The sequence below is a fragment of the Paenarthrobacter sp. NPDC057981 genome (assembly GCF_042886835.1).
Taxonomy (GTDB): Bacteria; Actinomycetota; Actinomycetes; order Actinomycetales; family Micrococcaceae; genus Arthrobacter.
Genome location: NZ_JBHVQI010000005.1, coordinates 93,421 through 116,962 on the forward strand (window position 1 = coordinate 93,421; position 23,542 = coordinate 116,962).

General features: G+C 63.5%; 20 protein-coding genes. 4 read left to right on the forward strand and 16 right to left on the reverse strand.

The window, feature by feature from the left end; all coding sequences use genetic code 11:
* The 4 genes from ACFVSI_RS07690 to ACFVSI_RS07705 form a co-directional block, all read right to left on the reverse strand.
* Entirely contained in the window at positions 1 to 360 is a 360-nt protein-coding gene (locus ACFVSI_RS07690; RefSeq protein WP_387821584.1) for a DUF6507 family protein, read from the reverse strand.
* 184 nt (positions 361 to 544) lie between these two features.
* The gene (locus tag ACFVSI_RS07695; RefSeq protein ID WP_387821587.1) at positions 545 to 1,357 is read right to left on the reverse strand and encodes a shikimate 5-dehydrogenase; all 813 of its coding nucleotides are present in this window, start codon (positions 1,355 to 1,357) and stop codon (positions 545 to 547) included.
* Positions 1,358 to 1,387: 30 nt separating this feature from the next.
* A complete protein-coding gene (gene ykgO / locus ACFVSI_RS07700) occupies positions 1,388 to 1,510 on the reverse strand; it encodes a type B 50S ribosomal protein L36 (RefSeq protein WP_011775528.1) in 123 nt (40 codons plus the stop codon).
* Between the two features lie 42 nt (positions 1,511 to 1,552).
* Positions 1,553 to 2,680 (reverse strand): GTP-binding protein, encoded by a 1,128-nt coding sequence (locus ACFVSI_RS07705; protein ID WP_387821591.1) that lies wholly within the window; start codon positions 2,678 to 2,680, stop codon positions 1,553 to 1,555.
* 179 nt (positions 2,681 to 2,859) lie between these two features.
* On the opposite strand from ACFVSI_RS07705, the gene ACFVSI_RS07710 reads away from it, so the two are divergent.
* Positions 2,860 to 4,011, forward strand: coding sequence for a glutamate--cysteine ligase (locus tag ACFVSI_RS07710; RefSeq protein WP_387821593.1), 1,152 nt, complete (start codon positions 2,860 to 2,862; stop codon positions 4,009 to 4,011).
* Between the two features lie 76 nt (positions 4,012 to 4,087).
* On the opposite strand, the gene tsaD is transcribed toward ACFVSI_RS07710, so the two are convergent.
* Genes tsaD through ACFVSI_RS07740 form a run of 6 tightly spaced genes read right to left on the reverse strand, consistent with a single transcriptional unit; the run spans position 4,088 to position 9,381 of the window.
* The gene (gene tsaD, locus ACFVSI_RS07715) at positions 4,088 to 5,224 is read right to left on the reverse strand and encodes a tRNA (adenosine(37)-N6)-threonylcarbamoyltransferase complex transferase subunit TsaD (protein ID WP_387821595.1); all 1,137 of its coding nucleotides are present in this window, start codon (positions 5,222 to 5,224) and stop codon (positions 4,088 to 4,090) included.
* Positions 5,221 to 5,724 carry a ribosomal protein S18-alanine N-acetyltransferase gene (rimI, locus tag ACFVSI_RS07720; RefSeq protein WP_387821597.1) on the reverse strand — a complete coding sequence of 168 codons (504 nt, stop codon included), beginning with the start codon at positions 5,722 to 5,724 and terminating at the stop codon, positions 5,221 to 5,223. Before rimI ends, tsaD begins: the two co-directional genes overlap by 4 nt.
* A gap of 13 nt (positions 5,725 to 5,737) precedes the next feature.
* On the reverse strand, positions 5,738 to 6,409 hold the full coding sequence (gene tsaB, locus ACFVSI_RS07725) for a tRNA (adenosine(37)-N6)-threonylcarbamoyltransferase complex dimerization subunit type 1 TsaB (RefSeq protein ID WP_387821600.1): 672 nt from the start codon (positions 6,407 to 6,409) through the stop codon (positions 5,738 to 5,740).
* A complete protein-coding gene (gene tsaE, locus ACFVSI_RS07730) occupies positions 6,409 to 6,978 on the reverse strand; it encodes a tRNA (adenosine(37)-N6)-threonylcarbamoyltransferase complex ATPase subunit type 1 TsaE (protein ID WP_387821602.1) in 570 nt (189 codons plus the stop codon). Before tsaE ends, tsaB begins: the two co-directional genes overlap by 1 nt.
* On the reverse strand, positions 6,975 to 8,228 hold the full coding sequence (gene alr / locus ACFVSI_RS07735) for an alanine racemase (RefSeq protein ID WP_387821605.1): 1,254 nt from the start codon (positions 8,226 to 8,228) through the stop codon (positions 6,975 to 6,977). The genes tsaE and alr overlap by 4 nt, the downstream gene beginning before the upstream one ends.
* Positions 8,229 to 8,286: 58 nt before the next feature.
* On the reverse strand, positions 8,287 to 9,381 hold the full coding sequence (locus ACFVSI_RS07740) for a carbohydrate kinase family protein (RefSeq protein ID WP_387821608.1): 1,095 nt from the start codon (positions 9,379 to 9,381) through the stop codon (positions 8,287 to 8,289).
* Between the two features lie 47 nt (positions 9,382 to 9,428).
* On the opposite strand from ACFVSI_RS07740, the gene ACFVSI_RS07745 reads away from it, so the two are divergent.
* Complete coding sequence (locus ACFVSI_RS07745) at positions 9,429 to 10,802, forward strand: 6-phospho-beta-glucosidase (protein ID WP_387821611.1); 1,374 nt, start codon at positions 9,429 to 9,431, stop codon at positions 10,800 to 10,802.
* A 9-nt stretch (positions 10,803 to 10,811) separates the two neighbouring features.
* On the opposite strand, the gene ACFVSI_RS07750 is transcribed toward ACFVSI_RS07745, so the two are convergent.
* Positions 10,812 to 11,321, reverse strand: a complete 510-nt coding sequence (locus ACFVSI_RS07750) for a GNAT family N-acetyltransferase (protein WP_387821614.1) — start codon at positions 11,319 to 11,321, stop codon at positions 10,812 to 10,814.
* Between the two features lie 152 nt (positions 11,322 to 11,473).
* On the opposite strand from ACFVSI_RS07750, the gene mshA reads away from it, so the two are divergent.
* Together mshA and ACFVSI_RS07760 are read left to right on the forward strand one after the other, a co-directional pair.
* A complete protein-coding gene (mshA, locus tag ACFVSI_RS07755) occupies positions 11,474 to 12,718 on the forward strand; it encodes a D-inositol-3-phosphate glycosyltransferase (protein ID WP_387821617.1) in 1,245 nt (414 codons plus the stop codon).
* A 101-nt stretch (positions 12,719 to 12,819) separates the two neighbouring features.
* Complete coding sequence (locus tag ACFVSI_RS07760; RefSeq protein ID WP_387821620.1) at positions 12,820 to 14,508, forward strand: formate--tetrahydrofolate ligase; 1,689 nt, start codon at positions 12,820 to 12,822, stop codon at positions 14,506 to 14,508.
* A 223-nt stretch (positions 14,509 to 14,731) separates the two neighbouring features.
* On the opposite strand, the gene ACFVSI_RS07765 is transcribed toward ACFVSI_RS07760, so the two are convergent.
* The 5 genes from ACFVSI_RS07765 to glgX form a co-directional block, all read right to left on the reverse strand.
* Positions 14,732 to 15,817 (reverse strand): inositol-3-phosphate synthase, encoded by a 1,086-nt coding sequence (locus ACFVSI_RS07765; RefSeq protein ID WP_387821623.1) that lies wholly within the window; start codon positions 15,815 to 15,817, stop codon positions 14,732 to 14,734.
* Between the two features lie 168 nt (positions 15,818 to 15,985).
* On the reverse strand, positions 15,986 to 17,023 hold the full coding sequence (mgrA, locus tag ACFVSI_RS07770) for an L-glyceraldehyde 3-phosphate reductase (protein ID WP_387821626.1): 1,038 nt from the start codon (positions 17,021 to 17,023) through the stop codon (positions 15,986 to 15,988).
* Between the two features lie 79 nt (positions 17,024 to 17,102).
* Positions 17,103 to 18,875, reverse strand: a complete 1,773-nt coding sequence (gene treZ, locus ACFVSI_RS07775; protein WP_387821629.1) for a malto-oligosyltrehalose trehalohydrolase — start codon at positions 18,873 to 18,875, stop codon at positions 17,103 to 17,105.
* A gap of 52 nt (positions 18,876 to 18,927) precedes the next feature.
* Complete coding sequence (gene treY, locus ACFVSI_RS07780; protein ID WP_387821633.1) at positions 18,928 to 21,240, reverse strand: malto-oligosyltrehalose synthase; 2,313 nt, start codon at positions 21,238 to 21,240, stop codon at positions 18,928 to 18,930.
* Positions 21,237 to 23,522 carry a glycogen debranching protein GlgX gene (glgX, locus tag ACFVSI_RS07785; RefSeq protein ID WP_387821635.1) on the reverse strand — a complete coding sequence of 762 codons (2,286 nt, stop codon included), beginning with the start codon at positions 23,520 to 23,522 and terminating at the stop codon, positions 21,237 to 21,239. Before glgX ends, treY begins: the two co-directional genes overlap by 4 nt.
* Between the last annotated feature and the right edge of the window lie 20 nt (positions 23,523 to 23,542).

A 23,542-nucleotide genomic window follows, 5' to 3' on the forward strand; every position in this document is an offset into this window, starting at 1 on the left:
CTACCTTGCCGGATTCCAGGACATTCCGGGCGGGAAATCCCAGGGGCCCTTTGCACCCGTACTCCGTGCGTTCGCCAGCGCTGTCGCCGCCATCGTCTCGTCGCAGGCAACATAGGCCGCTACCGCGGCTTGGGCCCCGCCAAAGATGTTCGCGGTTCGCTGTACCAGAGCACGCACATCCGTAATTAGGACAGAGTCTGCGTAGTACTGAAGAGCCGAGTAGGCGGGTCCGCTCCGAAGAACACCACCCAGGGCATCGAACGCATGCCGAAGCTGCGATTGGACGCCAGGAAGCACAGTGATGCGCTGCCTCGATGCAGCCACCACCGCCAAAGCCCTGCCACTGTCAATCTCGAACACCACTGCTTTCCCCCAAACAAAGTAATAAGGATTCTGGTTAATCAATCGAAATGATTAATCCAAGCAAGAGTGTATACGACAGGAGGCTCTCGATTACAACGTTAGATAAAAAAGCACCCGATCCTCAGCAGGATCGGTGAGGAGCGGGTGGCTGTTGTGGTGGAGCCGGTGTCCGCCTGAAGCGTCAGCGACGCGAAAATTCAGAGGCTTCGCGCACTTGCCCGGGAGTCGGGCGCACCCCCGTGTACAGGACGAATTGCTCCTCCGCCTGGATGGCGATCACTTCGGCCCCGGTGATAACCGGCTTTCCGGCAGCCCGCGCAGCAGTGATGAGCGGCGTTTCGGAGGGCAGTGCAACGACGTCGAAAACTACCTGCGCCGCGGCGATAGTGGCGTCATCGAAGGACTGCGCAGTTTCATCTGCCCCGGCCATGCCAAGCGGTGTGACGTTGATGATGAGGTCCGCGGTTGCTCCGTTGACGTCGTCCTGCCAGCCGAAACCGTACAGCTCCGCAAGAGCGCGGCCGGTGGTTTCATTGCGGGCCACAATGGTGACGGCGGTGAAACCGGCATCCCGGAGGGCTGCGGCAACGGCCTTCGCCATACCCCCGGCACCGCGCAGCAGGACCGTGTGGCTCGCTGGAACCTCGTGGTCTTTCAGCAGCCGCGCAATGGCGATGTAATCGGTGTTGTAGGCGGTCAGGACGCCGTCGTCGTTCACGATCGTGTTTACCGAATCGATGGCTTTGGCCGAGGGATCCAGCACATCCACCAAGGGAATGACGGCCTCCTTGTAGGGCATGGACACCGCCGCGCCCCGGATCGGGAGGCCGCGGATGCCAGCTACTGCAAGCGTAATGTCCGCGGGTGCGAATGCCTTGTAGATAAAGTTCAAGCCGAGCAGATCGTACAAATAGTTGTGGAACCGGGTCCCGATATTGCTGGGGCGGGCCGCGAGCGAAATGCACAGGGACATGTCTTTATTCAGGATGGGCATTCCCCCATTAAACAACGGCCCGTTGACCGTTTAGCCTTGGCGCGCCTTCATTCGCGGGTTGTTCTTGTTGATGACGAACGTGCGGCCCCGCCTGCGGACGATTTGGGCGCCCGGGATCTTCTTCAGTGCACGCAGCGAGTTCCTGACCTTCATGGTGTTTCTCCTTTTTCTTTGGTGATTTGGCATTGGAGGCTTCTACAAGGAGTTGCTCAGATCCAGCGGATCCTCCCACACGGCAAAATCCGCTTCCATCTCGGCCTCCGTGAGCTGGCAGCTGTCCAGGAGATCGCGGACTTCCTGCGCGTCAATGTCCTGCGCATAGCCGGTGAGGGCCAGGACGGTGCCCCGGTCCCCATGGCTTGGGTGCCAATCAAGGGCGGCGTCGACGTCCGTTCCGGGCCCTGATTCAGGCTTGTCGGCCAGCCAGGTCCCGGTGCTTTCGAGCCACACCCGGGGTCCAATCCCCTGCACGGCAATCCGGCTTGCAGGGGCCGAGGCAATCCAGAGCCGCCCGCGCATCCAATGCGTTCCGCTGGCCAGGTGTGGCAGGGCGTCGCGGAAACGCCCCGGATGCAAGGGACGACCGGCTTTATGCAGCACGGTGGTGAAGGCACCTTGGGATTCGCTGACAGGAAGACGTACGACGCCGGGCTTGTTCCGGGCCGCCGCTTCGGCGGGGTCGAAGCACCCCGGCCGGAACGTGTTAGCCGGAGCCACGAGGTGGGCATGGGGCGCCAGCTCGCCCAGCAGTTCAACTCCCGTCAACCATGGTTCCGATCCTTCGCCCGGATTTCCGGACAACACGGAGCCCAAGCCCGGGGACATAAGCACCGTATCCACCTGCCCGAATTCTCCGACGAGGAACTCGCCGCTGGTGCGCTCGTCGCTGGGCATCGAGGTGAAGCCGGATTCGAACAGCGTGTGGCGGTCCCAGATCTGGTTGTCCACCTCCGCCGGGTCCAAAGCCAGGACGGCATTGTCAATGATCACGGGGCCGTCGAGTCCGCGCCGGAGTTCGTCCACGGCCATCCCCGTGGCAACTCCTGGCGGCAGGCCCAGGACCACGTGGTCGAAGCCGCACGCGGCGAGCCGTTCCGCCGTCGGAACTACATCCAACCGGACTGTGCAGCTAAGGCAACCGTGTTCCAACAGCGTCGTTTCCCGCTCGAAAAGCCGGCCATCGCGGAATACGCGACGAAGGACCAACGATCCGTCCAAGAGGTCGTGGAGGACCACCACGGAGTTGTCGTGGGTGCGGCCCAGCCGTTCTGCGGCGGCTTCGCGGCACTGACTGTCGAGGGAACTGACAACGGTGAAATGCATGGCATGACAATAATGCGAATGGTTATCAATAGCAAGTTGTGGGCAAGGAACGGTTACGCTCCGTGATGCCGGATCTTTCCCCTGCATTAGACTTGATCCGACCGCTGGCGGCCCCGCAGCGGGGAACCACGCCCGGCTGGGGCAACCCCCAGCCGGAAAGTACATACCGAGGGGACTACGTGCAGATTGATTTTGCGCCATCCAGGCAATCGACACTGGGTGTGGAATGGGAGTTGGCGCTCGTCAATGCACGCACCGGAGAACTTGTCTCCGTGGCAAACGATGTCCTCAAAGGCGTGGCGGCAAACCACCCGGACCTCAACGAGGACGACGAACACCCCCATATCAAGCGCGAACTCCTCCTGAACACGGTGGAACTCGTCACCGGCATCTGCGAGACGGTCAATGACGCCAAAGAGGACCTCAGCCGCTCCCTCGAGGCAGTACGGGAAGTCACCGATCCCATGGGCGTCGAAGTGTTTTGCGCCGGCAGCCATCCCTTCAGCCCTCCCCTGCTCCAGCCGGTCACCGACAAAGAGCGTTACGCCAAGCTGATCGAACGGACCCAATGGTGGGGACGCCAGATGGTCATCTACGGTGTGCACGTCCACGTGGGCATCGACCGGAAGGAAAAAGTCCTTCCGATCCTTGACGGTTTGGTCAACTACTTCCCGCATTTCCAGGCGTTGTCGGCCTCCAGCCCCTACTGGGCCGGTGAAGAAACGGGCTACGCTTCCCAGCGCGCGCTCATGTTCCAGCAACTCCCAACGGCGGGACTGCCCTTCCAGTTCGACGCCTGGGAAGGCTACGAAGCCTACGTCCAGGACATGTTCACCACTGGTGTGATTGACGCGATCTCGGAGATCCGCTGGGACATCCGGCCTGTTGCAGCCTTGGGCACCATCGAGATGCGGATTTGCGACGGACTCGCCACGTTGGAGGAAGTGGGAGCGATCGCGGCGTTGACGCAGTGCCTGGTCCACGAGTTCTCAGGCATCCTCGACGCCGGTGGAACCATTCCCACCATGCCTCCGTGGCACGTGCAGGAAAACAAGTGGCGCGCTGCCCGCTACGGCATGGAAGCCATAATCATCCTCGACGCTGAAGGCAACGAAAAGCTGGTGACCGAGCACCTGGCTGAAACCTTGGAACGCTTGGAACCCATCGCAGCTGAACTCGGTTGCTCCGAGGAACTCAAGGACGTTGCGAAGATCATTGAACGGGGTGCGAGCTACCAGCGCCAGCGCCGCGTCGCAGCCGAACACAACGGCGACCTCCAGGCCGTGGTGATGGACCTGGTGCAGCAGATGCGCAAGGGCCCGGACGCCTAGGAGGCCAACGCGGGGTCACTTATGGCCCATAATTGCCGTCGGGATGGGCCATAAGTGACCCCGCGTTGCTTGTTGCCTAGGCGGGCACTGACACCGTGGTAACCGGCATTGACGAATCCGGCGCGAACTCCACACCGCTGGGTCCCAGACCTGCCATGATCAGCTGGGCTCCGAGGGCCGCGACCATGGCTCCGTTGTCAGTGCACAAGTCCAACGGTGGTACGTGAAGCTTGATTCCGGCCGAGGTGCAGCGCTGCCCGGTCAACTCCCGGAGCCGTGAGTTGGCGGCGACGCCACCTCCGAGCAGGAGGTCGGTAATGCCGTTCTCCTTGCAGGCCAGAATTGCCTTTGACGTGATGACATCCACCACGGCCTCCTGGAAGGCAGCCGCGATGTCTGCCACGGGCACTTCCTCGCCCCGTGCCTCGAATTGTTCCACGCAGCGTGCCACCGCGGTTTTCAAACCGCTGAATGACCAGTCATAACGGTGCGGCCCCTTCTCCTCCGCGGTGCCCATGTACTTTGGCTGGGTCAGGCCGCGCGGGAAACGGATCGATTTGGGGTTGCCTTGACGGGCCAGTTTGTCGATGGCAGGACCGCCCGGATAGCCAAGGCCCAGGATGCGGGCCACTTTGTCGTAGGCTTCCCCGGCGGCGTCATCGATGGTCGAGCCCAACAGTTCGACGTCGTCCGTGATGCTGCGGATGCGCAGGATTTCCGTGTGCCCACCCGATACCAGGAGTGCCCCCAGGTTCTCCGGCAACGTCCCGGCACCCAGGCCGGCGGCAGCACCGCCGTCGGGCTTTCCGTCCGCCCCAGGCCGCTTGTCCAGCAGGCCCACACCGACGTGGGCCACCAAATGGTTGATCGCGTACAGCGGCTTTCCGGTAGCAACAGCCAGAGCCTTTGCCGCGCAGACTCCGACCATCAGTGCCCCTGCAAGGCCGGGTCCGGACGTCACGGCAATGGCGTCGATGTCGTCCAGGGTCACACCGGCCTCATGCAGTGACTCCTGCAAGGTGGGGACAAACGCGTCGAGGTGTGCCCGGGAGGCAATCTCGGGGATCACCCCGCCGAACCGCACGTGCTCATCCATCGAGGACGAGACCGTGTTGGTGAGCAAGGTGGTTCCCCGCACGATGCCGACGCCGGTCTCATCACAGGACGACTCGATGCCGAGCACCAAGGGCTGCTGCGGAACGGGGGTGCTCATGCTGTGGGTCCTTCCGGGGATGTGGCGTCGCCGAGCTGCAGTCGCATAATCAGGGCATCGGTGCCATCACGGTAGTAGCGCGGCCGAACGTGGATCTGTTGAAAGCCAAAGCGCAAGTACAGTTGCTGGGCGCGGGGGTTGTCTGCCCGGACCTCGAGCAGGACATCAGCCGCCCCGCGCCGCCGGGCCTCATCGATCAGTTCGGTCAACATGGCCGATCCGATCCCCTTGCCTTCATATTCGGGAACGACGGCGATCGTCTGCACATCCGCGATGGGCTCGATGCACATCAGGCCCGCGTAACCCACGATTTCGTTGCCCACCTCTGCCACCACATAACGGCGGGTCCCCGGTTGGGCCAATTCATCGATGAACATCTGGAGCGGCCAAGCGTCGACGGGGAAGAGCCGGCGCTCCAACGCCTCCACCTCCCGGATATCCGCGTGGCCCATGTCCCGCAGGGAAATCCCCGCGAGCTCCAGCTTCGGTGACAATTTCACAGTTTCCGTCCGATCAGAGCGCGCGCTTACGGGGACCGGGCACCTGGGCGTCCGACTCCCGCAAGTACAACGGTGTGGAATCCAGCAGTGGCTGCCCGGCGTTCAGGCGGGCCAAAGCAAATTGGCCCAGGGAGGCGGCGTCCGGCTGTGTCGTGGCGAAGTCTTCGTCCGCACGCAGGACGTCGGCGTACAAACCCGCACCCGCTCCGAAAACAGGCAGGTCCGGCAATTCAGAGGCGAAGCCGACGTGCGGGCCATCGACGAGTTCCGGAAGCTGCCCCTGGACATAGACGTAGCGGGCCCAGTAAACCTCTTTGCGCCTGGCATCCGTGGCCACCAGGAACTCCGGGACAGCAGCCGTGGACTCAGCCACTTCCAACGCGATCGCATCCAGGCTCATCAGGCCGTACAGAGGCTTGTTCCATACGAAGGAAAGGGTCCGGGCGGTGGCAATGCCGGATCGGAGGCCGGTGAAAGGGCCGGGGCCCACTCCTGTGACGATGGCATCGATGTCAGCGCCCGTAACGCCTGCGCCCGCCAGCAGCTTCTCAATGCCCGGGGCCAGCACTTCGGCGTGGCTGCGGGTGTCCTCCGTGGCGAACGAATCCACCACGCCTTCCATGGCGTCATCGGAAATGAGGGCGGCACTGGCCACAGCCGAGGTATCAATAGCCAGGATCAGCATCAGTTGCCTCCCGGTTCTGCGTTGTCAAGAATCGAGGGAGCCTCGGCCCAACGGGGACCGAAGCCCCGGAAAACAATGGTGCGGGGCTCGTCGTCGTCATCGGTATCGAAGTCCAGCACATCCAGCGCCTCCGTGGACCTTTCGCCGCCGACGGACCTGTGCAGCTGAACTTCCAGCCGGCTCTCCGACAGGTGCTCTACCCGGTCCCGGCCCCACTCCACCACGGTGACGGCGGTATCCATGGTGTTCTCAAGATCGATGTCGTCGATCTCGGCGGCGGACTCCAGCCTGTAAGCGTCCACGTGGACGAGGTCCGGTCCGCCCGGCCGGGGCCCGTCAGGCAGGTTGGGGTGGATCCTGACCAACACGAAGGTGGGCGAGATGATGCCGGCACGAACGCCCAGGCCCTCCCCCAGCCCTTGCGTGAAGGTCGTCTTGCCAGCACCGAGCTCGCCGGTCAGGACCAAAAGGTCACCGGCTTCCAGCACCCCTCCCAATGCCGCGGCGAGTGCGTGGGTCTGGTCCGCCGTCGAAACGGTCAACGTGCGCTCCCAAAGGGCTCCGCTCACAGCGCCGCCTTATCGGTGCGGGCGGAAACAGCCGAGGATTCTTCCGCAGCCGCAGGTACCTCGTTGACGTAGCTGCGCGGCACACGGGGGCTGATACGGGTGACGATCTCGTAGTTGTTGGTTCCTGCCGCGGCAGCCCAGTCATCTGCGGTGGGACCGTTGTCTGCACCGTTACCGAACATGACGGCCTCCGCGCCCTTGTAGGACGCCGCAGTCTCCGGGGTCATCGGTCCAAGGTCGATCACCATCTGGTCCATGGCGATCCTGCCCACCACAGGATAGTTCACGCCGTTGACGCGGACGGGACCGCCGGTACCAATCCGGGGGACGCCGTCGGCATATCCCAAGGGCACCAGGCCAAGGGTGCTCTCTTCGCTGGTCCTGTAGTTCAGTCCGTAGGAGACACCCTGGCCTTCAGGGACCTTCTTGCAGTTGGACAGGAGCGTGCGGACCGTCATTGCCGGGTGCAGGCCAAGTTCGGCCGAGGTAGCGCCCTCAAAGGGGGACAAACCATAGATACCGAGGCCTACGCGGACGAGGTCGAAATGCGAGTCCGGCCGGGACAGGGTCGCTGGCGTGTTGGCGATGTGCCGGACCTCAGTGTCCACACCTGCGTCCTCGGCCATGGCGATGGCTTCGCGGAACACGGCGAGTTGCTCATCGGTTTCCGGGCGGTGGGGTTCGTCAGCTACGGCGAGGTGCGAGAAGATACCGACCACCCGCAGCAGGCCCTGGTCCTGGTAGTCCATGGCCTGGCCCAGAAGCTGGTCCCAGTCGGCGATGGTGCAGCCGTTGCGGCCCAGGCCGGTGTCCACTTTGAGGTGCACCCTCGCAGGCCGTTCCTGCTCCCGCGCTGCCGCGACTACGGCGTCAAGTTCCCAGCCCGAGATTCCGACGTCGATGCCGGCGGCGACGGCCGCTTGGAAGTTGCTCTCCCGGGTGTGCAGCCACGCAAGGAGCGGGGCGTCGATGCTGGCGGCCCTCAAGGCGAGCGCCTCGGAGATGTGGGCGACCCCCAACCAGGCGGCACCGGCGTCGAGGGCGGCACGGGCAACCTGGACGGCGCCGTGGCCGTAGGCGTCGGCTTTCACCACGGCCATCACGGCGGCGGGAGAGGCAATGCCTACGAACTGCCGGACATTGTGGCGCACTGCTTCGAGATCGATCACAGCGGACCGTTCAAGCACCGCCGCTTTGGCTATTGCGGCCTTTGAGCCGATCCCGATATCTGCAGCTGCTTCATAAGTCACCCTAGAGATTCTAGTGGTGCCAGTGAATTCGGGTTAACTGCGCGGCAGGCTCCCGCCGCTACTGGGCATCGGACAAGTGCGCGATGGTGGCCCGGGCACGCCGTTGGGCTTCGGCCGGGATGTCTTTCACGATCGGTTCCAGGAACGCGAAGCGCCGCAACCATTGGCTGGACTGGCGTTCCTTCCGTGCGTTGGCCCGTTGCCACCAGTCCGCGATGTCTCCCCAACCCGGTGCCGCCAACGATCCGCCAACCTGCTGGACTGCCAAGGAAGCGCACAAGTTGGCAAAGCGAAGGCGGTCCCCCAGCCTCCATCCCGCCAGGCATCCCACAATGAAGGCCGCCCCGAAGCAGTCCCCCGCCCCCGTGGGGTCCGCGGCAGAAACCGGCAAGGAAGGAACCCACTCTTCCTCACCACTTTCGGAGTCCACTGCCACCGCGCCCTGAGGGCCAAGGGTCACCACCGCGACCGGAACGCGGTCCGCCAGGGCGTACAACGCCGCCCAGGGATCGGACTTGCCGGTGAAGGCCATGGCCTCAGGTGCATTGGGCAGGAAGGCATAGTAGTTTTCGAGCTGGTCCAGCCGGCGCTCCGACCATTCTCCGGTAGGATCCCACCCCACCACGCCGAAGAGCCTGGTGCCGGCTGCCTTAGCTGCAACCATCCACGGCTCCATCTCCTCTTCCAAGTCAGCAACGGCTGCGAGCGCCCGGGGAGGCTGGCCAATCAACTGGGATGAGGTGATCGGGGCGGGGTGGCCGTGGGTGACCATGGAGCGGTCCTGGTTCACGCACATGGAGACGGTCACGGGTGAGTGCCATCCGGGAACCCTCCGGGACAAGGACAGGTCCACGTGTTCCTGTGTTTCGAGGATCTGCCAGTTGTAGTCACCGTAGCCGTCGTCGCCGAAGGTGGCAGCAAGGTTGGTCCGCAATCCAAGCCGGGCTGCGGCGATGGCCTGGTTTGCCACTCCCCCCGGGCAGCTCCCCATGCCTTCGCTCCATACTTCAGTGCCGGGTTCAGGCGCTTGGGGAAGGCCCGTGAAAATAATGTCCTGGAAGACCGTTCCGGTCAGGAGAAGATCGCATCCGGCGTCGGCGTCGGACCTCACGGCGGCCAGGGGGTCGAATCGTCGCTGGGGCATAGCGTCCATGAACGGCACACTACGCCGGAGCTTGCGGGGCTGCATAGACTCGGAGCATGCGGCTCATGATCGCCGGTGGCGGCGGGTTCCGGGTTCCCCTTGTGTACCGGGCGTTGTGTGAGGGTCCGTTCGCCGGCCTGGTCAGCGAACTGGTGCTTTACGACGTCGACGGTCAACGGCTCAAGGCCATCCAGGCGGTACTCCGCGATATGTCCCCAGCGCCTGGTTCCGGTCCCGCCGTCGTGGTAAGTACCGACCTCGACGAAGCACTCACAGGGGCCGACGTCGTATTCGCTGCTATCCGGCCGGGCGGAACGGCCGGCAGGATCGCTGATGAGGGCGTCGCCTTGGGGCTCGGATTGTTGGGTCAGGAGACCACCGGCGCCGGGGGAATTTCATATGCCCTTCGATCCATCCCGCGGATGCTGGAAATCGCCGAGGCCATGCTGCGTCATTGCCCTGAGGCTTGGCTGATCAACTTCACCAATCCTGCCGGCATGGTTACGGAGGCTTTGGTGCCGGTTCTTGGGAGTCGTGTCATCGGAATCTGCGACTCCGCCGGAGGACTGGTGCAACGGGCATCGCGGGCGGCAGGCGCGCCCCTGCAGGAGGGAATTCTCGACGGCGTGGGCTACTACGGGCTGAACCACCTCGGTTGGCTCTACCGGCTGGCACCAGGCGGCACGGATCTGCTGCCCGGGCTGCTGGATGACCGCGCCGCCCTGGAGTCGCTTGAGGAAGGGCGCCTGTTCGGGCAACACGTCCTGAACAGACTCAGGGCCGTCCCCAATGAGTACCTGTACTACTACTACCAAACAGCGCAGGCCACGGCAGCGATCCGTGGACAACGCCAGACCCGTGGGGCATCCATCCACCAACAGCAGCATTCGCTGTATCCGGAGCTACTCCGGTCTGATGATGCCTATGCCCTGTGGGATGCGGCACGGCGATCCCGCGAAGAGGGGTACCTCGCTGAAGCCCGCCTTCACGGTGAACAACGCGATGAGGCCGATCTCGCTGGTGGTGGGTATGAGCGCGTGGCCTTGTCGGTGATGCGGGCCCTCTCGGGAGGCGGGACCGCCCACCTCATCCTCAACGTGCCCAACGCACCAGTGCTGGCGGCTCCCACCGCTACTGAGGTGGCCGTACCCGGGTTGCCGGCGGACGCCGTCGTCGAAGTCCCGTCCCAGGTCACGCCCGACGGCGCGGTGCCGGTTGCGCAGGATCGCCCGCCCGGGCAGTTCCTCACCTTGATGCAGCACGTCAAGGAGGTGGAGCGGCTCACGATCCGCGCGGTCCGCGAGCACGACCGCGAGGCCGCCGTCCAGGCCTTTGCCTCGCATCCTTTGGTTGGATCGGAGCTGCTGGGCCGGCAACTTCTCGCGGGGTACGAGGACGCCTTTCCCGCGCTGGCCGGGCTCTGGGAATGAGGTTGGCTTTTACAGCTTCCGGTACATCACGTGCAGGCCGACGTAGCCGATCTCAGGGTGGTTGAAGGCCTCCGGCACCGTGGCGAGGATCCGGAATCCCATCGACTGCCACAGCCATACGGCCCTGACGTTGCTCTCCACCACGGCGTTGTATTGCATTGAATAGAAACCTGCGGCTTTGGCCTCCTCGAGGGAGTAGGCACAAAGCGCCCGGGCGATGCCTTGGCCCGAATGGTTGGCCGCCACCATATAGCCTGCATTGGCCACGTGGCTTCCACCGCCAGCCTGATTGGCATGAAACTCACCGGTGCCCAGGATCTTGCCGGACTCCCTGTCGACCGCAACAAAGGTCTGACCGGGGACTTCCTTGATCCACTTGGCCCTTGCTGCTTCCTCGGTGGTGTCCCGGTCCCAAGTGAAGGTCTCCCCTTCACGGATCACGGGCTCCAGGATGGACCAGATCCCGGCCCAGTCCTCTGCGCTTGCCTTGCGGATGTCGAAGGTTTGTTCTTGGCTCACAGGCCACACGCTAGCAGCCTTGCACGTCGGGGGTTTTCCACGGAGCGGCGACTGTCCAGCGACTGTCCACATACCGGGGGCACTTTCCCGGGGCATGCACCGGCAGGAGTAGTGTTTTCTGCAGTGAAGTGGTGAAAGTCAGGAGGGATGCCATGCCGATGGTCCGTCGTGTGGCGTTCCTGTCGCTGCATACCTCCCCCATGGAGCAGCCCGGCGCCGGCGATGCCGGCGGAATGAACGTGTACGTTCGCGCTTTGGCCATGGCCCTGGCAGAATCCGGCGTGGAGGTGGAGATTTTCACCCGGGCCACCAAAGCCAGCCAGCCCGCCGTCGAGCATCCCGGGCCCGGCGTATGCGTCCACAACATTCCCGCCGGACCCCGCCGCAAGGTTCCGAAGGAAGAACTGCCCGAACTGCTGCACCAAATGGTGGTGGAGATAGACAACATCCGGAACCAGCAGCTGCATGGCCGTTACGACGCCATCCATTCCCACTATTGGGTTTCCGGTGTTGCGGGCCTGGAACTGTCTGCTTTGTGGGGCGTCCCGCTGGTGCACACCATGCACACCATGGCCAAGGTGAAGAACCTGGTGCTGCAACCGGGCGAACGCCCGGAGCCGCGACGCCGGGAGAACGGCGAGCAACGGATCGTCGACGGCGCCGACCGCCTGGTTGCCAACACCCCCGCCGAGGCTGATGAGCTTGTGTCCCACTACGGGGCCGACCGTGACCGGATCGATGTCGCTCCGCCCGGGGTGGACTTGAACGTCTTCACACCCGCTTTCCGCAAGAAATCACGCGCCGGTCTGGACGTGAGGCCGAACAGCTTCCACATTCTGTTCGCCGGCCGGATCCAGCGGCTTAAGGGGCCGCAGGTCTTCGTCAAGGCAGCCAGCATCCTCCGGAAGCGACGACCGGACATTGACCTGGAAATGACAATCCTGGGTGCGCTCAGCGGGGCCAAGGACTTCAATCTCCAGCAGATTATCAGCGACGCCGGAATGGACGACGTCGTGACTCACCGCCCGCCGGTGGTGGCGACGGAGTTGGCTGGCTGGTTCCGCTCGGCCGACGTCGTGGTGATGCCTTCATTCAGCGAATCCTTCGGTCTGGTCGCTTTGGAAGCACAGGCGTGCGGCACACCGGTGGTTGCCACCAACGTCGGAGGGCTCTCCCGGGCCATCTCGGATGGCCGCACCGGCATCCTCGTGAACGGGCACGACCCCTCCGACTGGGCTGATGCCCTGGAGGACCTCTACGACGACGTGCAGACCCGTGAAGATATGGGCCGGCTCGCTGCCACCCATGCTGAGTCCTTCGGGTGGCAACGCACAGCCGCAATCACCTTGGAGAGCTATCGCGAAGCCGTCGGAGGACTGCTGCTCCCCAGGGGTTGAGGTTCCTCAGCTTCCTGCCCCACTGCTGGTAGATTGGCCCGCACAGCGTGTGCGCCACAAGCGTCAGCCCTGAAACGGGAACATCCAGCCGAAGGACAACGATGTCTGAAGACAAGGTCTTGAGTGATCTTGAGATTGCCCATCAAGCCGCCATCCTCCCCATCGAGGAGATCGCCCAGAGAGCCGGCATCCCGCGTGACGCCCTGGAGCTGTACGGGCCGTACAAAGCAAAGATCAACACAGGCAAGCTGGTTGTTTCCGGGAACAAGGCACCGGGAAAAGTGGTCCTGGTCTCTGCCATGTCCCCCACCCCGGCGGGCGAGGGCAAGTCGACCACAACGGTGGGCCTTGCCGATTCCCTGGCACGCGCCGGGCATAGGGTGATGATTGCTCTCCGGGAGCCTTCACTGGGCCCCATTCTTGGAATGAAGGGCGGGGCCACGGGCGGCGGATACTCCCAGGTCCTGCCAATGGACGACATCAATCTGCACTTCACCGGGGATTTCCACGCGATCACCTCTGCCAACAATGCACTCATGGCCTTGGTGGACAACCACATTTTCCAAGGAAACCAGCTTGGCATCGACCCACGCCGAATGACGTTCAAACGCGTGCTGGACATGAATGACCGTGCTTTGCGGGAAGTGGTCATAGGCCTCGGCGGCCCTGCCCAGGGTGTACCGCGCCAGGACGGCTTCGACATCACCGTGGCATCGGAAATCATGGCCGTGTTCTGCCTGGCCACTGACCTGGACGATCTGCGGACCCGGCTGGGCCGGATCACCTTTGGATACACCTACGACCGCGCTCCGGTTACCGTGGCTGACCTCGGCGTTGAAGGCGCGCTCACCATGCTGCTGAAGGACGCCATCAAGCCAAACCTTGTCCAAACCATCGCCGGGACTCCGGCATTGGTTCACGGTGGTCCGTTCGCGAACATTGCCCATGGATGCAACTCATTGATCGCCACCAGGACGGCCATGCAACTTGCTGATGTCGTGGTCACTGAGGCGGGTTTCGGCGCGGACCTTGGCGCGGAAAAGTACATGGACATCAAGGCGCGCATCGCAGACGTGGCGCCATCCGCCGTCGTGGTTGTTGCCACCATCCGTGCGCTCAAAATGCAGGGCGGAGTTCCCAAGGAGCGCCTCAGCGAACCGGACCTGGACGCGATGGCGGCTGGGGTGGAGAACCTCAGGAGGCACCTCCGGAACGTGGCCAAATTCGGGATTACGCCGGTTGTGTCCATTAACAAGTTCGCCACTGATACGCCCGCGGAACTCGAATGGCTCCTGTCCTGGTGCAAAGCGGAAGGCGTGGAGGCCGCCGTCGCGGACGTCTGGGGTCGCGGAGGCGGTGGCGACGGCGGTGACGAGCTCGCAGCCAAGGTGGCGGCCGCTGTGGGCGCGGCGTCGGACTTCCACCACCTCTACCCGCTGGAGCTGCCTGTGGAGGACAAGATCCGGACAATTGTGCAGGAAATCTACGGGGCCGACGGCGTCGAATTCTCGGTGCCTGCGTTGCGTCGGTTGGCGGAGATCGAGAAAAATGGCTGGTCCGGCATGCCTGTCTGCATGGCAAAAACACAGTATTCATTCACCGACGACGCCTCCAGGCTCGGCGCGCCCAAGGGGTTCAGGGTGCATGTCCGGGACCTGATTCCCAAGACTGGTGCCGGCTTCATCGTTGCCTTGACCGGGGCCGTCATGACGATGCCGGGGCTGCCGAAGGAACCGGCAGCGATGCGCATGGACGTGGACGCGGAGGGCAACCCCACCGGCCTCTTCTGACCCTCTCTCACATCCCCCGCCCGTCACCCCAATCCTCCACCACAACCCCCGGGGTACATGAGAGAGCGATCGGCCCAAACCCCGGGAACGTGAGCGAGCGATCGGCCCAAACCCGGGGTACGTGAGCGAGCGACCGCCCCAAACCCCGGGGACGTGAGAGAGGGGCCGGAAACGACTGACGCCCCCGCACAATAGTGCGGGGGCGTCAGGGTAAACGCGGTGTTTAGCGCTGGATGTCGCCGCGGATGAAGGCTTCGACCTTCTCGCGGGCGAGGTCGTCGTTGAACTGCTCCGGCGGCGACTTCATGAAGTAGCTGGAAGCGGAGAGCAGCGGGCCGCCGATGCCGCGGTCCAGGCCAATCTTGGCGGCGCGGATGGCGTCAATAATCACGCCTGCGGAGTTCGGGGAATCCCACACCTCGAGCTTGTACTCGAGAGAAACGGGGGCATCACCGAAGTTGCGGCCCTCGAGACGGACGAAGGCCCATTTGCGGTCATCGAGCCAGGCAACGTAGTCGGACGGGCCGATGTGGACGTCGTCGGCGTGCAGTTCGGCCTCGACGTTGGAGGTGACGGCCTGGGTCTTGGAGATCTTCTTGGATTCCAGGCGGTCGCGCTCAAGCATGTTCTTGAAGTCCATGTTGCCGCCAACGTTGAGCTGGTACGTGCGGTCCAAGGTGACGCCGCGGTCTTCGAACAGCTTGGCCATGACGCGGTGGGTGATGGTGGCACCGATCTGGCTCTTGATGTCGTCGCCGACAATCGGGACGCCGGCTTCGGTGAACTTGTCGGCCCATTCCTGGGTACCGGCAATGAACACAGGGAGGGCGTTCACAAAGGCGACACCTGCGTCGATGGCGCACTGGGCGTAGAACTTTGCAGCCTGCTCCGAACCAACGGGCAGGTAGCAGACCATGACGTCGACCTTGGCTTCGCGGAGGGCGGCAACGACGTCGACTGCTTCCTCGGGTGCCTCAACGATGGTCTCGCGGTAGTACTTACCCAGGCCGTCCAGCGTGTGGCCGCGCTGGACAGTGACGCCCGTGGCGGGGACGTCGGCGATCTTAATGGTGTTGTTTTCGCTGGCGCCGATGGCGTCTGCCAGGTCCAGTCCAACCTTCTTGCTATCGACATCGAAAGCAGCAACGAACTGGACGTCGTTGACGTGGTACTGGCCGAACTCGACGTGCATCAGACCCGGAATCGTGGCCTTGGGGTCAGCGTCGCGGTAGTACTGAACACCTTGGACCAGCGATGCGGCGCAGTTGCCTACGCCGACAATGGCAACACGAATCGGATGTGAAGACACGGAACTCCTTTGAGAACTAAAGCTCAGGTGCCAGGCGCAACCCTGACTGAGTCCAGGGCACGGCTGATTGGCACGGCGCCATTCGGCGCACACTTGCATTGTAGCCAACAGGAAAGGGACCGGCTTTGTTCCCCGCCGGTCCCTTCCGTTTATGTCGTTCGTGAACGGCTACTTCTGCGCCCACAAATTGATGTCGGATTCGACGGCGAACTCGTCGATTGCCGTCAGTTCTTCCGTGCTGAATTCCAGGTTGTTGATGGCACTGAGCGTGTCTTCGAGCTGCCTCACGCTGGAGGCGCCGATCAACGCCGACGTCACCGGAGATCCCTTCGGCTGGTCCCGGAGGATCCAGGCCACGGCCATCTGGGCGAGGGTCTGCCCACGCTCCTTGGCGATGGCATTCAGCCCACGCACGCGGTCCAGCTTGTCTTCGGTCAGCTGCGACTCGGACAGGAACCGTTCTTTGGCCGCGCGTGAATCCGCCGGTACCCCGTTGAGGTAGCGGTCCGTCAGCATCCCTTGCGCCAACGGGGAGAAGGCGATGGAACCCGCACCTACCTGGTCCAGGGTTTCGTAGAGGTTGGGTGAGCCGTTCTCGGTCCACCGGTTCAGCATCGAATAGCTCGGCTGGTGGATCAGGAGCGGGGTGCCAAGTTCCTTGAGGATCCGGGCGGCTTCGAGGGTTTGCTCGGGGGTGTAAGAAGAGATGCCCGCGTACAGCGCCTTGCCTGAACGGACCGCATAATCCAACGCGCCCATGGTTTCTTCCAGCGGCGTCTCGGGGTCGGGCCGGTGGCTGTAGAAGATGTCCACGTAGTCCAGGCCCATGCGTTCCAGGGACTGGTCAAGGCTGGAAATCAGGTACTTGCGCGAGCCCCATTCTCCGTACGGTCCAGGCCACATGTAGTAGCCGGCTTTGGTGGAGATGACCAGCTCGTCGCGGTAGGGCTTGAAGTCGTCCTTCAAATGGCGCCCGAAGTTCGTTTCGGCAGATCCGTCCGGCGGACCGTAGTTGTTGGCGAGGTCGAAGTGGTTGACGCCGAGGTCGAAAGCGCGTCGCAGGATGGCGCGTTGCTCGTCGAATCGCTTGTCGTCGCCGAAGTTGTGCCAAAGGCCCAACGAGATGGCGGGCAGCTTGAGTCCGCTGCGTCCGACTCGGCGGTAGGGCATTGTTTCGTAGCGGTTTTCCGCAGCCGAATAAGTCATACGCACCATCCTGCCACTGCAGAAACCGGGGCGACGGCGTTGTCCGCCATGTGGGCGCCGTCACCCCGGCCGGGGTGCTTCAGCTGACGCGTACGACGGCGGCGCTACCGCCGGGAAGCGTCAGCGTGTCCTCGTCGAGGACTGCTTCAGGGTCGGTGGCCAGCAACAAGGATCCACTGAGCGGGGTCGAGAGTGCGTCCTCACCCAGGTTGCACACCACGCGGACACTGCCGCGGGAGAACTGCAGCCAGTGCTCGTCGTCGTCGAACTCCACGGAGGTATCTCCAAAGCCTCCGTCGACGAGTTCAGGCGTGTTCCGGCGCAACTGTGCTAAATCCTTGTACAGCTGCAGCAGCCGTGCGTGGTCCCCTTCGCCGGCTTCCTCCCACTTGAGCTTGGAGCGCTGGAAGGTCTCCGGATCCTGGGGATCGGGAACAACGGCCGGATCCCACCCCATCCGTTCGAACTCCTTGATCCGCCCCTCGGCTGTAGCCTTGCCCAGATCCGGTTCCGGGTGGGAAGTGAAGAACTGCCATGGTGTTGACGCCCCGAACTCCTCTCCCATGAACAACATGGGAGTGAAGGGAGAGGTCATGGTCAGGACTGCCCCAACGGCCAATTTCCCGTAGGACAACGACGCCGTGAGCCTGTCGCCGGTTGCCCGGTTGCCGATCTGGTCGTGGTTTTGGAGGCACACCACCAGAGCCGAGGGGTGGGCGAGGTCATGCCGGATGGGCCGTCCGTGGTGGCGTTCCCGGAAGCTCGAGTAGCTACCATCATGGAAGAAGCCGTGCTCGAGGACCTTGGCCAACACGGACAACGAGTCGAAGTCCGCGTAATAGCCGGTGGTCTCCCCGCTGAGGTTGACGTGGACTGCATGGTGGAAGTCGTCGCTCCACTGGCCTTCCAGTCCGTAGCCGTTGTCCTTGCGGGGGTAGATCAGGCGCGGGTTGTTCAGATCCGATTCCGCAATCAGGGTCCGTGGGATCCCCGTTTCGGATTCGATCTGGTCCCCCAGCGCCCCGAAGTCCTCGAGGATATGTACGGCACGCTCATCACGGAGGGCGTGCACGGCATCGAGGCGGAGTCCGTCAACGTGGTAGTCCCGGAGCCACATCGCGGCGTTCTCCAGGATGTAGCGCCGCACATCGTCGGAGCCTGGGCCGTCAAGGTTCACTGAGTCGCCCCAGGTGTTGCCCTCGCCCGATTTCAGGTAGGGCCCGAACTTTGGCAGGTAGTTCCCGCTGGGACCGAGGTGGTTGTAGACAACGTCCTGGATGACTCCAAGCCCCGCCGCATGCGCAGCATCAACAAAGCGCTGGTAGGCGGCCGGGCCACCGTAGGGCTCGTGGACGGCGTACCAAAGGACGCCGTCGTAGCCCCAGTTGTGGACACCGTTGAACCCGTTGACCGGCAGGAGCTCGATGAAATCGATGCCCAGGTCCACCAGGTAGTCCAATTTCGCAGCGGCAGCATCCAGCGTGCCCTCAGGGGTGAATGTCCCAAGGTGCAGCTCGTAGATGACCGAGCCCTTGAGGTCCTTCCCGTTCCACCCGCCGTCCTTCCACTCGTGGACGGAGGGGTCGAAAGTTGCGGACAGTCCATGGACTCCCTCCGGCTGCCGCCGTGAGCGTGGGTCAGGGAACGGCCCTTCTCCATCCACAAGATAGCCGTACGACACGCCGTCGGCTTCCTGTGCCACAACGTCAGCCGGCGCGTGCCACCAACCATGCGCGGCGGCGTCGTCGAATTGCTCCATGCCGTATTCGCGGCCTCCGGCCACCAGCCGAACGGTCTTGGCGTTCGGCGCCCACACATCAAATCTATTTTTTCCAGCAGCGTGCTTGAGCATGATGTTCCCCTGTACGTTCCTTAAGCGTGCGTTGCCGTGACTTCAGGTGGCGTCAGTCAGTGGGTACCAGCAGCGCCACGGGGTACCGTTCCAGCAACTTCCCCACCTGGACGGGACCGGGGCCGTAGCTTGCTCCGGTGAGTTCGTCCTTGCAGTTCACGGTGAGTTCGATGCTGGTGTCCCGCCAACCGCCTTCCCGGGCGAGACGCCTGGGAAGACGCGTGGCGACAGTCAACGCGCCTCGTCGACCGGCACCGCGGTCGAAGGCCACCACATGGGCCGCAGCCGTCCCCTGGGCTGCAACAGGCAAGTACCCTTCAAATAGTTCGGGTCGGGTCCTGCGCAGCCTCAGCGCACGGGAAACCACCAGCAGCTTGGCCGATTCCTCCGTGAACGATGGCGTGGCACCCTGGTCCAGCTTCGCCAGTGCCGCCTGGCGGGCCTTGAAGTCCACCGGCCGCCGGTTGTCCGGGTCAGTCAGCGAGCCGTCCCTGAACTCCGTGCCTTGGTAAACGTCCGGGACGCCTGGCATGGTGAGCTGGATCAGTTTGGCGGACAGTGAGTTGGACGTTCCATAGGGTTCCAGCTCGGCCACGAAGTTGGTCAGCGCGGCCGCGACCTCGGGAGCGTCGAACGCGGCGTCGACGGCGGCCGCCAGCTGCCGTTCGAACTCCGGGTTCGGGTCGGTCCAGTTGGTCGAATTGCCGGCCTCGCGTGCCGCCTTCAGTGCATAGGACTGAAGGCGTCCGCGGTCTGCAGGCCAAGCACCCACAATCGACTGCCACACCAAGGCGGCCAACGGGCCGTCCGGGATCGGTGCGAGCTGCTGCACTGTGCCCAGGAACAGTTCCCACTCCGGCACGGCCTCGGAAATGACCGATATCCGTGCCCTTGCATCCTCGCTTCGCTTGGTGTCGTGCGTGCTCAGGGTGGTCATGGAGTGCGGCAGGAGCTGCTGGCGACGGGCCATCCGCTCGTGGAAGACCCCGTTAGGCAGGGAGAACTCGGTCGGATCCGCACCGACCTCGGTGAGCGAGCCAAGCCGGGTGTAGCGGAAGAACGCGGTGTCCTCCACCCCCTTGGCCATCACCATGCCCGAGGTCTGCTGGAACCGTTGCGCCAGAGCGTTGCCGGCATCCAACAGGAGTGGTTGCAGTTTGCCCAGGACGGGTTCGAGTTCGGGGCGGTGGCGACCTGCCTTCTCGATCGCCTCCACCAGCGTCTTCGCGCCATGGGGCAGGTAGGTCCGGTAGATGGGGAACCAACAGATGATCTCGGCCAGGGAGTCGGCTACCTTGGCAAACGGCAGCTCCAAGGTGGCCGGCACCAGGCGCGCAAGCCGGAGGATCTCCGAGCGGAGGATGCCGTCTGCGATGCGGCGCTTGGTCCCATGGATCATCTCGGCGTAATCGGCCGGCTTCTCCCAGTTCCGCAGCCGCGCATCGAGCGAGTTGAGGTATTCCTCCGCCGTGGGATCCACAAACAGGCGGTCAACGTCCGCGAGGGCGTCGTACCCGGTGGTGCCTTCGCAATTGAAGGTCTCCGGCAGCTGCTCGCCCGGTTCGAGGATCTTCTCCACCAGCAAGTAGGCGCCGCCGGTGACCTCGCGAAGCCTGGCAAGGTAGCCTTCAGGATCGGCAAGCCCATCCGGGTGGTCTATGCGCAGGCCGTCCACCAGGCCCTCACGGAACCAGCGGACAATTTCGGCGTGGGACTCGTCGAAGACCCACGGGATCTCGACCCGGATGCCCGCCAAAGTATTCACGGCGAAGAACCGGCGGTAGTTCAGGTCCGCGTCTGCGCGGCGCCAACCGATCAACTCATAGTTCTGGCGTGAGTGGACATCCTTGGGGCTGTCGCCAGCCCCGTACGTTCCATCAGCCAACGGGAAACGGTGATCGTAGTAGTGCAGTTCGCCGTCCACGACCTTGAGTTCATCGAGGTCGTCGTCGCTGCCGAGCACCGGGATACGGATCTTTCCGCCGCCGAAGTCCCAGTCGACGTCGAAGGCTTCGGCGTACTTGGACTCCTGCCCTTCCTTCAGAAGGCTCCACCACCAGGCATTCTGCTTGGGAGAGGCAACACCCATGTGGTTGGGCACGATGTCGGCAAGAATCCCCAGGCCGTGGTCCTTGGCAGCCTTGGACAGTGCGGCCAGGCCCTCAGAACCTCCCCTGGCCGGATCCACGGTGGAAGGGTCGGTCACGTCATAGCCGTGGTCCGATCCCTGCTCCGCGGTCAGGATTGGAGAGACATACACCCAATCGATTCCCAGTGATTTCAGGTAGCCCGCGAGTTCGGCTGCATCCTGCAAGGTGAAGCCGGAACGGATCTGGAGGCGGTACGTCGAGAAGGGGGTCCTCATGACTCTGACTCCTTCGGGTCGCCGGCTTCTTCAGCAGCCTCTTCTGCCGGAGCTTCCTTGTAGTCATACGGCAGGGACGTCACGGCGGGAGCCGTGATGGAGGCCGTTTCCGGGGTGCTCGTCTGCGTCAGGGCTGCCAGCGAGGCCGCAACGGAGTGGTCCGGTTCGATCTCCGGGGTGCTGTGTGCACGCAGTACCACCAGGGACTTCCCGCCTACCGAGAGGATCTGGTCCGGCTTGATGACGCCGGCTTCCGCTCCTTCTCCTGCGGTATCGATCATGACATCCCAGGCCGGCGCATACTCGTCGGCGGGTATCCGGAAGTCCACCTCTTCCTGGTCCGCGTTGAAGTACAAGAGGAAGTTGACGTCAGTGATGCGTCGGCCTTGGTTGTCGCGTCCTTGGATGCCGTCACCGTTGAGGAACACACCCACTGAACGGCCCAGGGCTTCGTCCCAGTCCGATGGCGTCATGGTGGTGCCGTCCTTGTCCAGCCACACGATGTCCGGGAGGCGTTCGCCCTCGCCACGGAGCGCTGGCCTGCCGTCGAAGAAGCGGCTGCGGCGCAGGCTCGGGTGCTTTGCCCGCAGCGCACTGACGGCTGCCGTGAACTCGATCAGCGGCTGGTCGACGTTCTCCCAGTTGATCCAGGTGAGCTCCGAATCCTGGCAGTAGCCGTTGTTGTTGCCCTGCTGGGTCCTGCCCAGTTCGTCACCGTGCAGGAGCATCGGGACGCCCTGGGACAGGAACAGAGAGGCGATGAAATTGCGCTGCTGTCGTGCCCGCAGGGCCAGGACGGTGGGGTCGTCCGTTGGCCCTTCGATGCCACAGTTCCATGAACGGTTGTGGGATTCGCCGTCGTTGTTGTCTTCGCCGTTGGCCTCGTTGTGCTTCTCGTTGTAGGACACCAGGTCCATCAGGGTGAAGCCATCGTGCGCGGTGACGAAGTTGATGGATGCGAACGGACGGCGCCCCGAGTGCTCGTAGAGGTCCGCCGAGCCTGTCAGCCGGGACGCGAATTCGCCTAGTGTGGAGGGCTCGCCCCGCCAGAAGTCGCGGACAGTGTCGCGGTACTTGCCGTTCCACTCCGTCCACTGCGGCGGGAAGTTGCCCACCTGGTAGCCGCCGGGTCCGACATCCCACGGTTCTGCAATGAGCTTCACCTGGGAAACTACGGGGTCCTGCTGGATGAGTTCGAAGAACGTGGAGAGCTTGTCGACGTCGTAGAACTCACGGGCCAAGGTGGAGGCAAGGTCGAAGCGGAAACCGTCCACGTGCATTTCGGTCACCCAATACCGCAGCGAGTCCATGAGCAGCTGCAGGGAATGCGGGCTGCGCACGTTCAGGGAGTTACCGGTGCCGGTGTAGTCCATGTAGTACTTCTGGTCGTCTTCCACCAGGCGGTAGTACGCCGAGTTGTCGATGCCCTTGAAGGACAGCGTGGGGCCAAGGTGGTTGCCTTCTGCGGTGTGGTTGTAGACGACGTCGAGAATGACCTCAATGCCGGCGTCGTGCAGCGAACGGACCATGGCCTTGAAGTCCTGGACCTGCTGGCCGGTATCGCCCTTGGAGCTGTAGCTGTTGTGCGGGGCAAAGAAGCCGATGGTGTTGTAGCCCCAGTAGTTACTCAGGCCCTTGTCCTGGAGGATTCCGTCGTTGACGAACTGATGCACCGGCATCAGTTCGATGGCCGTGACACCCAGCTTCTGCAGGTGCGAAATCACTGCCGGGTGCGCAACGCCCGCGTACGTTCCGCGCTGCTCTTCCGGAACTTCAGGGTGAAGCTGCGTGAGGCCCTTGACGTGGGCTTCGTAGATGACCGACTTGTGGTACGGGATCCTGGGGAGTTTGTCGCCGTCCCAGTCGAAGAAGGGGTTGATGACGACGCCCAGCATCATGTGTGCTGCCGAATCCTCGTCATTCCGGGAGTCGGGGTCCCCCAGGTTGTACGAAAACAGGGAAGGATCCCAGTCGATTTGCCGGTGGACTGCCTTGGCGTAGGGGTCCAGCAGGAGCTTGTTGGGGTTGAAGCGTTGGCCGGCGTCGGGGTCGTAGGGACCGTGAACGCGGTAGCCGTATTTCTGTCCTGGTTGCACCGTGGGGAGGTAGCAGTGCCAGACATAGCCGTCCACTTCCGTGACGTCGACGCGGACTTCGCCGCCGTCGTCGTCGAAGAGGCACAGTTCAACCCGTTCAGCCCTTTCGCTGAACAGTGCAAAGTTGGTGCCGGTACCGTCAAACGTGGCTCCGAGCGGATAAGCCGATCCAGGCCAGACTTCCATGCGTTCTCCTCTTGCTGATG

Bases quoted from the DNA above. Each gene is read 5' to 3' on its own strand.
- ACFVSI_RS07695 (WP_387821587.1), bottom strand. From the start codon at position 1,357: ATGCCCATCCTGAATAAAGACATGTCCCTGTGCATTTCGCTCGCGGCC.
- ykgO (WP_011775528.1), bottom strand. From the start codon at position 1,510: ATGAAGGTCAGGAACTCGCTGCGTGCACTGAAGAAGATCCCGGGCGCC.
- ACFVSI_RS07705 (WP_387821591.1), bottom strand. From the start codon at position 2,680: ATGCATTTCACCGTTGTCAGTTCCCTCGACAGTCAGTGCCGCGAAGCC.
- tsaD (WP_387821595.1), bottom strand. From the start codon at position 5,224: ATGAGCACCCCCGTTCCGCAGCAGCCCTTGGTGCTCGGCATCGAGTCG.
- tsaB (WP_387821600.1), bottom strand. From the start codon at position 6,409: ATGCTGATCCTGGCTATTGATACCTCGGCTGTGGCCAGTGCCGCCCTC.
- ACFVSI_RS07740 (WP_387821608.1), bottom strand. From the start codon at position 9,381: ATGGACGCTATGCCCCAGCGACGATTCGACCCCCTGGCCGCCGTGAGG.
- ACFVSI_RS07745 (WP_387821611.1), top strand. From the start codon at position 9,429: ATGCGGCTCATGATCGCCGGTGGCGGCGGGTTCCGGGTTCCCCTTGTG.
- mshA (WP_387821617.1), top strand. From the start codon at position 11,474: ATGCCGATGGTCCGTCGTGTGGCGTTCCTGTCGCTGCATACCTCCCCC.
- ACFVSI_RS07760 (WP_387821620.1), top strand. From the start codon at position 12,820: ATGTCTGAAGACAAGGTCTTGAGTGATCTTGAGATTGCCCATCAAGCC.
- mgrA (WP_387821626.1), bottom strand. From the start codon at position 17,023: ATGACTTATTCGGCTGCGGAAAACCGCTACGAAACAATGCCCTACCGC.
- treZ (WP_387821629.1), bottom strand. From the start codon at position 18,875: ATGCTCAAGCACGCTGCTGGAAAAAATAGATTTGATGTGTGGGCGCCG.
- treY (WP_387821633.1), bottom strand. From the start codon at position 21,240: ATGAGGACCCCCTTCTCGACGTACCGCCTCCAGATCCGTTCCGGCTTC.
- glgX (WP_387821635.1), bottom strand. From the start codon at position 23,522: ATGGAAGTCTGGCCTGGATCGGCTTATCCGCTCGGAGCCACGTTTGAC.